Raw genomic sequence first — 12,350 nt, forward strand, 5'->3', positions numbered from 1 at the left:
GCTCAATCTAATCAGTTGCTCAAACGTTATGAATCTTGTTGTCCGAACTCATTCCAGACCTTCGCACAATCCAACGAAAGCTCTCGTTGTCTTATGCTGAAGTTTTTTCAAAATAGTCAGTGTGAGAGCAAGGCAACGAGGATTTGAATCCCTGGGAGCTTAGCTCGCTAAGTGACTAGGGTGAAAACCGCAGTTAACGCAGCTATCGCACTTACTATGCTGAAAAAAACGAAAAAGCCCCGTAGTACATAGCAAGCTATGCAACTACGGGGCTTAATAAAACGGCGTCTATATAATCTTTCGCTTATTCAATTAGAAAGATAGGAAGAAGCCAGCGATTGTCGCCGCCATTAGGTTAGACAGTGTACCTGCACAAACCGCTTTCACACCCATACGAGCGATGTCGTGACGACGGTTTGGAGCTAGACCACCTAGACCACCTAGTAGAATCGCAATTGAAGATAGGTTTGCGAAGCCACATAGAGCGAATGCGATGATTGCTTGAGTCTTCTCAGACATTACTTGACCTGTTGCTGCAACAACTTGAGCGCCGTCACCAACGTAAGGTACAAAGTTTAGGTAAGCTACGAACTCGTTAACAACCAGTTTCTGACCGATAAACGAACCAGCTACTGTCGCTTCTTCCCATGGCACACCGATTAGGAATGCTAGAGGCGAGAATAGGTAACCAAGTAGAATTTCTAGAGTTAGCTCAGGCATACCGAACCAACCACCAACACCACCTAGGAGACCATTGATTAGCGCGATTAGACCGATGAACGCCAGTAGCATTGCACCAACGTTTAGAGCTAGTTGTAGACCAACTGAAGCACCACCAGCCGCTGCATCGATAACGTTAGCAGGCTTGTCGTCACCACCGTCGATATCATCACCAAGATTCTCATCTGGTGTATCAGTTTCAGGCTTGATGATTTTAGCGAACAGTAGGCCACCAGGTGCTGCCATGAATGATGCTGCTACAAGGTACTCTAGAGGTACACCCATAGATGCGTAACCTGCTAGTACACCACCAGCAACAGACGCTAGACCACCACACATTACTGCAAATAGCTCAGACTGAGTCATTTTTGGTACAAACGGACGAACCACTAGCGGTGCTTCAGTTTGACCAACGAAGATGTTGGCTGCTGCAGACATTGACTCGGCACGTGAAGTACCTAGTGCCTTTTGTAGACCACCACCAAGAATCTTGATAACCCACTGCATTACACCAATGTAGTAAAGTACAGAGATAAGTGCAGAGAAAAAGATTAGCGTTGGAAGTACTTGGAACGCGAAGATGAATCCGATACCGTCAACTGAGAAGTTAACTAGGCTGCCAAATAGGAAACCAGTACCGTCTTTACCGTAGTCGATAACGTTCTGTACACCAGCTGAGAAACCAGCTAGTAGGTCGCGACCCCATGGTACGTATAGAACGAAACCACCGATGATGAATTGGATAGCAAATGCGCCACCCACAGTTCTTAGATTGATAGCTTTGCGGTTATCAGACAGTAGTAATGCAATTCCTAGCAATACTGCCATACCGACTAGGCTCATAAACAGGCTCATAGTTTATGACTTCCTTATATGTTATTTATTGGCGTGTTACAAAATGGAGCTCAAAAGCGGAGGCAATTATACTCATCCGTCCATTGATAAAGTAATGCCGTCCTCACAGTTTCTAATAAGATTCATCATGCATTCACTCAGTAACGTGAAGCCGGTCACCATTCACCACGTCTGTAATCATTAAAAGAACAATTTAATTAGAAATTATTCACAAAGACCGAATACTGAATGGCTATTTTTCCAAACACTTTCAGCAATCGTTTGCTCTGGTATCCCTTTCAACAATGCGAGGCAAGATAAAATCTGAGCTAACATCTGTGGATGATTTGAATTGCCTTGATACCCATAAAGGGGCATATCAGGCGAATCCGTCTCCAAGAGAATACATTCAAGCGGTAACTGACACACTGCTTGCCGCGTTTTCTTCGCTCTTGGGTAAGTGATCACTCCACCTACTCCGATATAAAAACCCAATTCGACAAACTGCATCGCTTGCTGGTAGCTACCAGAGAATCCATGTAATACACCTCCTTGCGAGAAACCATACTGTTTAAGCAATTGTAGTAGGCGATTGTGAGTTTTCCGAGCATGAAGGATAATTGGAAGCTGATGTGATTGCGCAAGCTCAAGTTGTTGAATGAATACGCGCTCTTGAATCTGACTGTCAACTTTTACCATTGCATCGAGCCCACACTCTCCAACAGCAACGCACTTCTCATTATTTTGGCTCAGTAACTCATCAAGCTGCTCTTGATAGATATGGCTATCTGTATCGAGGAAATACGGGTGTATGCCTACAGCGTAATATATCGATGAATATTGAGCAGCAAGCTGTTCAAGCCTGTTCCAGTTTGACGGCCCTATAGAAGGAATAACAAACCGCTCAACGCCGACTTGATTGGCCAATTTAATCTGCGCGGCTAGATTTGGCTTGAATGCATCAAAATCCAAATGGCAATGGGTATCAAAAAGGCGCATTACTTGTGCGCCTTATTGTGGCTATTCGGTGGAGAAGTAGGATCACTGCGATAGGGTACACAACTGCGTTTGTTCTCTGGTGTTAAGCCCATTGAGTGACACCAGGCGTCATATTTCGCTAGCCAGAGCTTAAACCAGTTGAGCATCCTCTACTCCTTACAACCTATGACTCGTTCATTACTGCTCTTCACGTTTAAAGACGAGTTCTGTTGGCGTCGACTCATCTTCAACAAAGTAATATCCCGCAGTATCAAACTTAGTCAGTTCAGCGACGCTTGAAATGCGATTTTCAATAATGTAGCGCGCCATCATGCCGCGGGCTTTCTTGGCATAAAAGCTGATCACCTTATATTGACCATTTTTGCAGTCTTTAAATACAGGTGTAATCACTTGGGCCTCGAGATTTTTGGGCTTAACCGCTTTAAAGTACTCATTCGACGCAAGGTTAACCAATACATTATCACCTTGATCGGCAATCGCCTCGTTAAGCTTATCAGTGATCACATTGCCCCAAAAATGATAAAGGTTGCTGCCTTTGTCGTTAGCAAGCTTAGTACCCATCTCAAGACGGTAAGGCTGCATTAAATCGAGTGGCTTAAGTAAACCGTACAAACCCGACAGCATGCGTAGATGGCTTTGCGCGTAATCAAAATCTTGCTCAGATAATGACTGCGCATCTAACCCTGTGTAGACATCGCCCTTAAAAGCTAAGATAGCTTGGCGTGAGTTATCTGAGGTAAATGTCTCGCTCCACTCTTGAAAACGGCCTACATTGAGATCGGCGATTTTATCGCTAACCTTCATTAAGCTCGCAACATCAGCCGGTGTCAGTTTACGGCAAACATCAATAAGCTGCTTAGAGTACTCAATTAAATCGGGTTGAGTATATTTCTCTGTTGCCAGTGGCGATTCATAATCTAAGGTTTTCGCAGGTGAAACGACGATTAGCATGACTTAACTCTATCTGTTTAATTATGTTGTTAGATATAGGTTACAAAAAAAGCCATGCAATGTCTGCATGGCTTTTTGAATCGTTTTAATAGGTAAAAGTTATAACCTAAATAATTGGAGCTGTAGCTAGGCGGCAAATCAATTCAGCCCTATGAGCATAGTGTTCCTATGTGATTAGGGCGGCCGGCGCTCCGGGGGATTTATGCAGCCAACGACGCTACGGCTTCAAGTATGACGGTTATATTAATCTTTTTTGCTCTGATCCCAGATACCATCCTCAAGCTGAGACTTCAGCTCTGGGAAGTCGTTTGAATCAAACGTCGGCACTTTACCTTCGTCTAGCTGACGGTTGTAGTCTTTCGCTAGCTTAATAACGATGCCTGATAGGAGAATAATCGCCACCAAGTTAACTATCGCCATTAGACCCATAGAAACGTCTGCCAGAGCCCATACGACTGGTAGAGAAGCCACTGCACCAAACATCACCATACCCAAAACGATGATACGGAAGATACCAAGACCCGCTTTGTGGTTGTGCTCTAAGAAGATTAGGTTGGTTTCGGCGTAAGAGTAGTTTGCAATGATTGAGGTAAAGGCAAAGAAGAAAATCGCCACAGCAACAAAGATACCGCCCCACTCACCGACTTGAGAACTCAAAGCCGTTTGCGTTAGCTCGATACCTGTTACTTCACCGTGTGGTACATATTCACCCGACATTAGGATGATAGCAACGGTTGCTGAACAGATAACGATAGTATCCATAAAGACACCTAACATCTGCACGTAACCTTGTGATGCCGGGTGTGGAGGATATGGCGTTGCAGAAGCCGCTGCGTTCGGTGCTGAACCCATACCTGCTTCGTTTGAGAACAGACCGCGCTTAATACCGTTGATCATCGCCTGTGCGATTGCGTAGCCAAGACCACCAGCGGCCGCTTCTTGCAAGCCAAATGCACTCTTAAAGATAAGCGTCAGAACTGCTGGTAGCTTCTCTAGATTGGTCAGCATGACATACATAGCAAGCAGCAGGTAAGCCAGTGCCATAATCGGGACGATCAGCTCAGCCACTTTAGCGATACGCTTAATACCGCCGTAAATAACAATAGAAGAGAGTGCAACGACCACGATACCAACATAGGTATCTTCCCAGCCAAATGCGTTGTTCATTGCATTAGCAATAGAGTTCGCTTGTACGGCGTTAAATACTAGGCCAAAGGCAATGATCAGGAATACTGAGAACAGAACCCCCATCCAACGCATTCCAAGACCTTTCTCCATGTAGTACGCTGGACCACCACGATAGTTGCCGTCATCATCTTTGGTTTTGTATAACTGCGCTAGGGTGCTTTCAGCGAATGATGTTGCCATACCTAACATAGCAATTAACCACATCCAGAAAATAGCGCCAGGACCACCCGCGGTAAGTGCAACAGCAACACCTGCCATGTTACCCGTACCGACACGTGCAGCTAAGCTTGTACAAAGAGCTTGGAAAGAAGAGATACCGGCTTTGTCTGCTTTACGGCTGTTCTTAAGAACAGAGAACATATGGCCAAAGTGACGAAATTGGATAAAGCCCAAACGGACTGTAAAATAAATTCCCACACCGACCAGAAGGTAAACAAGAATAGAACCCCACAAAAGGTCATTCATTAAATTGATTAAGTCTGTCATAACATCCTCATATTGAGTTTTCGCTGACCTCTGCTTCCAAGCCATCCATCTAACTGCCCAACTAAGTGTCAAGATTGCTTAGTATTGGTTTTGTTGTTTTATGCAGTCTAGACCTGTAAAACTCGCTTCGTGCTTCCATTTTACGTGTCAGCGTATTTTTTGACGGGCGGATAATGCAGCGAAGAGTGACAAAAATCAATATGAAACCAAGTTTATATTGTTGTTATTTTTCACTATATGGTCACCACCAATTAACACAAACCAGAACATATAACCAACACACAACAAACAACCAATACGAGAATTTGCAACATGCGACATTTTCAGAAACATAATTTCATAAGAGCTTCCAGATAAGCAGTTTTCCTTGCTAAATAAGGCATCAAACAGCAGTTACAAAACAACACCCCATATAATCAACACAACAGATAGTCATCAATAATCATATAGTGAGCTATCTATACGAAAGGCTATTATTTACACAGCCAATTAACATTCTCACCAATGCAATTTAATCGTTCTCACCAACTCAACCGTGCAAAAAATCGTCAACAGGGCAATTTTTTTTGTGACTTACACGCACAATATGCGTAAAAACTTCATTGAAACGTAACAAATGAGAAACGAATCAAAGTTACCTTCGTTTTGAATATGGTATTAAAAACTTGCCCCATCTAGAGGGATAAAAATCATAACGAGGTAGCTTATGGAAGGCTTAAACTTTGAAGAACTATTGGAACAGGATTTTCCCAAAGGGCGCGCGGCTCGTTCAAAACCCGTGAAGCGTAAATGGCGCGAAATTGAGGCGATAAAGGATCGTCAGCGTCTGCAAAAAGAGTTGATGGATATGGATATCGGCTTTGATGATCTAGATAAACTTGAATATTAAAAATTAGAAAAAGAGGCGATTGTTCGCCTCTTTTTTGTTTTCGTTAGATACATTCATGCTCAGTTTGATGGACTCGCTCTGCTAGCTGAGCATATTGTTCTGCGATCGTCTCACCAAATACTGGGTCGTCTTCACAGACGCTCCATTGCTCTTCGACTGCTTGCCAATCCTTTACAGTAAATTTCTCAATTAGATAAGGAAATACATTTTTCTCTTCGATCTCGAGATGTCGCTTCTGAGCATCTAAGAAAGATTCTAACTGCTCAATAAACATATCTTGCGGAATCACCGCATCTTGCAACACCATATCAACCACATTTAAGAATTCATGCGTCTTTTCTGATAAAGTTTGGTGTTCAAGTTCAAGGTTGTCGATTTCGTAATGGTGGCCATAATGCTCAAGGTAATAGTGGTAAAGAATATCCTCTTTAGGGTGATGCACTTTCTCTGAATGATTAGCGAGATAGTCCACCAGTTCCCTCAACACAGCGTAGTTAACCTGGCGTTCACTTTTGAGCAAGGCCAACTTGTGTCTCAATAGCGCCAATAAGCGCACCATATAACCGTGCTCGCGCCTGATCCTTTCAATCATCATAGCGTTTCTCCTTAACACCTACATTCTTTAAGTGTATAAGAGAAGACCATATTACGCTTTGACATTGTTCGAAATTTGGGCAAATGCTCTGTAAACAAAGCTATGCATCTACCTCTAAAGGCAATCGCCACTCTATCTTGTCTTTTCCTTGTTGCTGTAAAATATCGTTGGTCTGTGAGAAATGACGACAACCGAAAAAACCACGATGAGCAGATAGCGGTGAAGGGTGAGGCCCAGCCAATACAAAGTGTTTACTGCGATCAATAAAGCGCCCTTTTTTCTGTGCATGAGCCCCCCAAAGTAAAAAGACCACACCTGACTGATGTTGGTTAAGTGCCTCGATAACTTTATCTGTAAAAGTCTCCCAGCCAGTTTTTGAGTGGGAGTGTGCCTTACCTTGCTCAACCGTCAATACCGTGTTCAACAATAAGACCCCTTGCTCTGCCCAACTCTGCAGGTAACCATGTTGAGGGATTTCAAAGCCTTCAATGTCTTGAGCCAGTTCCTTGTACATATTAACCAAAGAAGGGGGCGTCTTTACTCCAGGTAAAACAGAAAAACACAGTCCGTGAGCCTGATTCGGGCCATGATACGGATCCTGACCAATTATCACGACTTTGACATCACCAAACTCAGTGACTCGAAACGCATTGAAGACATCTTTTGCTGGCGGGAACACGACTTTACCAGACGCTCTTTCCCCTTCAACAAATGCCAACGTCTGCTGAAAGTATTCCTGCCGTTTTTCCGCACCAATAACATCATGCCAAGTCATTGACTGACTCATAATCTGTTCCTTCTTCTATATAGGAAAATCAAATTGTCGCAAATATAGCAAAAGGAACAAAGAATTTAGTCATGATGGGCGTTATTTTTCTGCGGTGTTCGATAGTGTCCCTGCCCTGTAATATGACGGTTAGGAGCAGGTAAGCGCGCAGGACGGATAGTGGTATAGCAACGTGAAAAAGGCATAGTAGCACCCTCATATTAGTAAACTCATCTATTGCTATGAAAAAATAATGCCACCTTTGTCTAGCCAACAATTTCAACCAGAGCTTGTGCATGAAAATTACGTAACTGGTTGATCTCATCGGGCCAAGTTTCAGGCTCAATAGTTTCTAAGATCAATGGGATAGAGTCAAAACGAGGATCTTTTGCGATGTACTCAAAACAGCTCCAGCCAATCTCTCCTTTACCTAGTGCCTGGTGCCTATCGACCTTGGCACCTAAGGCAACCTTTGAATCGTTAATGTGCATTGCCCTTAAATAAAGCATACCGACAACGCGATCGAACTCAGCAAATGTCGCCTGACAGGCGTCAAAACTGCTCAAGTCATAGCCTGCGGCAAAGGTATGGCAAGTATCAATACAAACACCAACGCGAGACTTATCCTCTACCTGCTCGATAATCTCCGCTAGATGTTCAAATCGCCAACCCAAATTTGTTCCTTGCCCTGCCGTGTTCTCAATCACCGCAATAACATTGGGCACTGTTTGATGAGCAAGATTGATTGACTCCGCTATTCGCGCTAAACACTCTTTCTCAGATATCTTCTTTAAATGACTCCCAGGATGAAAATTGAGCAGTGTTAACCCCAACTGATTGCACCTTTCCATTTCATCTATAAAAGCCGCGCGAGATTTAGCTAGTTTCTCTTCTTCTGGAGCGCCAAGGTTTATTAAATAGGAATCGTGGGGAAGTATCTGCTCACTACTGAAGCCTAACATTTGGCAATTTGCCCGAAACGCTCGGATGGTTTTCTCTTCTATCGGTTTTGCCACCCATTGGCGTTGATTCTTAGTAAATAGCGCAAACGCATTCGCGCCAATTTCTCTCGCTCTTAGCGGCGCTTGATCGACACCACCAGCAGCAGAAACATGGGCTCCAATATACTTATTACCAAACTGATTTTTACGCATTGTCATTTAATCACTTTACACTTTCAGACTATGAACCTACTTACAGTCACTTAGTTGATCCAGTTCAATTTCAAAACCCATTTTGTAGTAAATTTACAACAAAATCGGTTATTAAATATTTTTTAAATTATCAAATATATTGTAAACATATTGTTTTCAAAGATTTTATTGATTTAGAACAACAAAATAACCTTTATAAAAGAAATGTTTTTGGTTGTTTTTTGACTTAAATCAATATTATCATAAGGGATATTCGCTATATAATACGTAGCTCAATAAAATTCGAAAATTAACACCAATAAACCACTAAAGTGGACTAGGAGATAGTGATGATCCAAGGTATTCAAATTACAAAAGCAGCTAACGACGATCTACTGAACTCAATCTGGCTTTTAGACAGCGAGAAGAACGAAGCGCGTTGTGTAGCAGCGAACTCTGGCTTCGAAGCAGATCAAGTTGTTGCAATCAACGAATTAGGCGAATACGAAAGCCGTGAAGTTGCTATCGAGACAGCACCACGCATTGAAGGCGGTCAGCACCTAAACGTTAACGTTCTAAAGCGTGAAACTTTAGAAGACGCAGTCGCTAATCCAGAAAAGTACCCTCAACTAACTATCCGCGTTTCTGGCTACGCTGTTCGTTTCAACTCTCTAACTCAAGAGCAGCAACGCGACGTAATCGCACGTACTTTCACCGAAAGCCTGTAATCTATCCAAGAGTTAAATATAAAGGCGCTGTACATCAAGCGCCTTTTTGCTATCTATTGAACTAAGAAATCCTACAGAACTTGTTTTTCTCAACTCCCCACTCATAAAAGTCGCTACAGAGTTAAAACTCAAACGGGAGCCTCACCCAGTTTTCTCCTAAGTAAGAATCCAGTTTAGGGAGAGTAATGTCTTGACTCGAGATCTCAATAACTTCGCACTCATGAGTATGCCAGAGCGTGTTCATCGACTTCAGGACTGTATAGTGGTTCATTTGAAGCTAGCCTGATTGATACAGATAGCCGAAATCTTATGATAAAATCTTGTTACGAAAAACAATATTGCCCGCTAGAAGCACGAATTGTTCGCCTAAAAAACTGAGCAACCGACAACGTTAACGATCAAAAATGAAAGTTTGGTAACGGAAAATTTGTACTAACAGAAACTCCACCCACAATACACATAAGCAAGCCTAAGCAATATGCATGTTGAAATTTTTCGGTATTCAATGAGGCTGATAGTTGGCACTTTTAGCGGAGTAACAACATTTGCGCTGTGACGTGAGATGCAGAAACAATTTTAATTGAGGTATTGAATGATTTCTTTTGCAAATAAGCAATTTCCACCTGCAACCATTATCATGGCGCTTCGATGGCACGTGTATAATGAATTGAGCTATCGAGAAATAGAAGAATTGCTAAATCGACGCGGTATCAATGTAGATCACGCCACAGTACAACGCTGGATTTCGGAATTCTGCCCTAAATTTGAAGGTAGTTTTTTTGATGCTTCCCCACTTAAAACTTCTCCTTGGCGAATGGAACATAAAGAGATAAAGGTTAAGGGAAAAAAAGTATTTCTTTATGAAGCCATTGATAAAAATGGTGTTTTAATTGATTTTCTAATAACAAATCGTATTGATGAGTCGATGACGAGACAGTTCTTCCAAGATAGCATGCATCTCGCAGATAAAGAGCCTCCTATTGCTCCGAAAGAAGTCAATCGCAGAGAAAGAAAAAAGCAAATGGTGAGGAATGCTCTTTTAGAGGCTTCTTACCAACTTTTTGTGAGTAAAGGCTTTGACGAAACTCGAATAGAAGACATTACAGACATTGTAGATATTTCAAGTCGAACTTTTTTTAGGTATTTCTCTTGTAAGGAAGATCTTGTACTTGACTACTACGAAGTAGAACAGAAAGAGATTTTAGTTGCTTTGGCCTCTCGACCTATGAGTGAATCAATTTATACAGCGATTCGCAAAGCTGCAGTAGAAGTAACCAAAGGTTGTGAAGAGGGTAGCTATGGTATTGATCCAAAGCGATTCGCCACGATAAGAAATTTGATACGTAAGCATCCTATGGTATGTGCTCGAAAACTTTCCCGTTCGGAAAGCTATAACCAAGCTCTTAGCGATCTCATTGCCGCTAGAATGGAAGTATCGATGCTCAAGGATATTAGACCCAGAGTTCTAGCTGCAAGTATCGAGTTTGCATACAGTACTTCCTATGATCTATGGAAATCAGAGAGTCAAAATAATATGTCTTATTACGAAGTGCTCAATGATGTTTTTCTATTTTTGGAAAACAACGAATTGTGAATTCATAGTCATTGAGTTTTGATTAAGGAGAAATAAACTCTCCTTAATCGATTTAAATTAATGACTAAGCAACTGAAAGTAAATTGTAGCGTTTATTTTTTATCGCATTAGCTAAGACGTCGATTATCTGCAACGTATCATCCAAACATAAACAATCATCTGTTACTGATTGCCCTTTTATCAGCTCATTTGAATTTATACACTGTTTACCAGAAACCAAAAAGCTCTCAATCATCACACCTGAAACATTATCCTCTCCGTTGGAAATTTGCCAAGCAACATTATTGGCAACTATAGTTTGATTCTTTGCAACTTTCCCACTATTACCATGACTGCAATCAATAATAACCCTAGAGTTCAAGTTGTTATCCTTTAGTTTTTTAGTCGCATTTTTCACGTGCTTCTCTGTATAGTTTGGCTCTTTGCCACCTCGAAGAATTATATGCCCAAACTTGTTTCCTGATGTCGTTATTGCAATGGGGTTCCCCTTTCCACAAGAGGTATATAATACGTGAGGCTCTAACGATGAAACAATTGCATCTATTGCAATGTCAATATTTCCATCGGTACCATTTTTAAATCCTATTGGACAAGGAAGCCCAGAGGCCATCTGCCTGTGAGGTTGTGATTCTGTAGTTCTAGCGCCAATTGCACCCCAACAAATCAAATCAGAAATATACGGAAATAAGCCACTATCAAGAAATTCCGTGGCGGTCGGAAGCCCAAGATTTAGGACTTTCTCTAAGAAACTTCTCGCTTCATATATACCCTTGCGGACATTAATCCCATCGGTTAAATCAGGCTCAATAAGCAACCCTTTCCAACCAACTCTGGTTCTGGGCTTCTCAAAATATGTCCGCATTACTATTAGCAAGTCTTCACTATACTTATCTGATATTGACGCCAGTTTCTTTGCATACTCGAAGGCATCAGATGTATTATGAATAGAACAAGGGCCTACAATAACTAATAACCTTTCATCTTCACCGGATATTATACTTTCTATTTCCTGTCTCTTTTTTGAAATAAATTCCTGTATTTTTTCTGAGATAGGTAGTTCATCTATCATCTCTTCCAAAATAGGTAAATTTTGATAGTTTTCATAGTTAATCCGTTCAGCCAAACCACGCATTAAATAACTCCTCCTTTATTTTAGAAATAATTAATTTCACAAATCAGTTCCCTGGAATATGAGAGGCCAAATAATGATTGCTGTTTTTTTTCCTGTCAATAGTGAAGTGTCGCATAGTCCTATACATTTACTATTTCATCAAAAGTATTAATAAGAGATGGGAGACATGTATTTAGTGGGTTTAGTGTGTTTTTTATCTCCAAGGTACTAATAAATATGTATAAAGTTAAAGTTATTGATATGTGACAAGTTTCACACATCAGCAATAAGCTAGGTAAATACTTCTTGAAAAAAAGTGTCACTAACATAAGTATGGCATCCAAAGAAAAGTGTCA

Annotated in this window: 12 protein-coding genes; 3 read left to right on the forward strand and 9 right to left on the reverse strand. The window is 41.6% G+C overall.

Going from position 1 to position 12,350, the window contains the following annotated elements; all coding sequences use genetic code 11:
* Positions 1-312: 312 nt before the first annotated feature.
* The 5 genes from ZX61_RS00935 to ZX61_RS00950 all read right to left on the reverse strand — a co-directional run bounded on the left by ZX61_RS00935 (position 313) and on the right by ZX61_RS00950 (position 5,178).
* Entirely contained in the window at positions 313-1,575 is a 1,263-nt protein-coding gene (locus tag ZX61_RS00935) for a NupC/NupG family nucleoside CNT transporter (RefSeq protein WP_049842857.1), read from the reverse strand.
* A gap of 204 nt (positions 1,576-1,779) precedes the next feature.
* Positions 1,780-2,553: a TatD family hydrolase gene (locus tag ZX61_RS00940; RefSeq protein WP_049842858.1), complete on the reverse strand. Its 774-nt coding sequence runs from the start codon at positions 2,551-2,553 to the stop codon at positions 1,780-1,782.
* Positions 2,553-2,699 (reverse strand): DUF5363 family protein, encoded by a 147-nt coding sequence (locus ZX61_RS24205; protein WP_160316780.1) that lies wholly within the window; start codon positions 2,697-2,699, stop codon positions 2,553-2,555. Before ZX61_RS24205 ends, ZX61_RS00940 begins: the two co-directional genes overlap by 1 nt.
* A gap of 31 nt (positions 2,700-2,730) precedes the next feature.
* Positions 2,731-3,504: a peroxide stress protein YaaA gene (gene yaaA / locus ZX61_RS00945; RefSeq protein WP_049842859.1), complete on the reverse strand. Its 774-nt coding sequence runs from the start codon at positions 3,502-3,504 to the stop codon at positions 2,731-2,733.
* Between the two features lie 243 nt (positions 3,505-3,747).
* The gene (locus ZX61_RS00950; protein WP_049842860.1) at positions 3,748-5,178 is read right to left on the reverse strand and encodes an alanine/glycine:cation symporter family protein; all 1,431 of its coding nucleotides are present in this window, start codon (positions 5,176-5,178) and stop codon (positions 3,748-3,750) included.
* A 706-nt stretch (positions 5,179-5,884) separates the two neighbouring features.
* Between ZX61_RS00950 and ZX61_RS00955 the strand changes: the two genes are divergently transcribed.
* Positions 5,885-6,067 (forward strand): DUF3545 family protein, encoded by a 183-nt coding sequence (locus ZX61_RS00955; protein ID WP_049842861.1) that lies wholly within the window; start codon positions 5,885-5,887, stop codon positions 6,065-6,067.
* A 43-nt stretch (positions 6,068-6,110) separates the two neighbouring features.
* Here the strand turns inward: ZX61_RS00955 and ZX61_RS00960 are convergent, their stop codons facing one another.
* The 3 genes from ZX61_RS00960 to nfo all read right to left on the reverse strand — a co-directional run bounded on the left by ZX61_RS00960 (position 6,111) and on the right by nfo (position 8,588).
* On the reverse strand, positions 6,111-6,662 hold the full coding sequence (locus ZX61_RS00960) for a hemerythrin domain-containing protein (protein ID WP_049842862.1): 552 nt from the start codon (positions 6,660-6,662) through the stop codon (positions 6,111-6,113).
* A 100-nt stretch (positions 6,663-6,762) separates the two neighbouring features.
* Entirely contained in the window at positions 6,763-7,449 is a 687-nt protein-coding gene (gene ung, locus ZX61_RS00965; RefSeq protein WP_049842863.1) for a uracil-DNA glycosylase, read from the reverse strand.
* A 245-nt stretch (positions 7,450-7,694) separates the two neighbouring features.
* On the reverse strand, positions 7,695-8,588 hold the full coding sequence (gene nfo / locus ZX61_RS00970; RefSeq protein WP_200904203.1) for a deoxyribonuclease IV: 894 nt from the start codon (positions 8,586-8,588) through the stop codon (positions 7,695-7,697).
* Positions 8,589-8,911: 323 nt separating this feature from the next.
* Between nfo and grcA the strand changes: the two genes are divergently transcribed.
* Positions 8,912-9,289 carry an autonomous glycyl radical cofactor GrcA gene (gene grcA / locus ZX61_RS00975; RefSeq protein WP_049842864.1) on the forward strand — a complete coding sequence of 126 codons (378 nt, stop codon included), beginning with the start codon at positions 8,912-8,914 and terminating at the stop codon, positions 9,287-9,289.
* Between the two features lie 592 nt (positions 9,290-9,881).
* Entirely contained in the window at positions 9,882-10,883 is a 1,002-nt protein-coding gene (locus ZX61_RS23505) for a TetR family transcriptional regulator (RefSeq protein WP_074181743.1), read from the forward strand.
* 64 nt (positions 10,884-10,947) lie between these two features.
* On the opposite strand, the gene ZX61_RS00985 is transcribed toward ZX61_RS23505, so the two are convergent.
* Positions 10,948-12,015 carry a 3-deoxy-7-phosphoheptulonate synthase gene (locus tag ZX61_RS00985; RefSeq protein WP_049842865.1) on the reverse strand — a complete coding sequence of 356 codons (1,068 nt, stop codon included), beginning with the start codon at positions 12,013-12,015 and terminating at the stop codon, positions 10,948-10,950.
* Positions 12,016-12,350: the final 335 nt, after the last annotated feature.

Origin of the sequence: Vibrio sp. VPAP30 (assembly GCF_001188205.1) — a bacterium.
Classification (GTDB): domain Bacteria; phylum Pseudomonadota; class Gammaproteobacteria; order Enterobacterales; family Vibrionaceae; genus Vibrio; species Vibrio bivalvicida.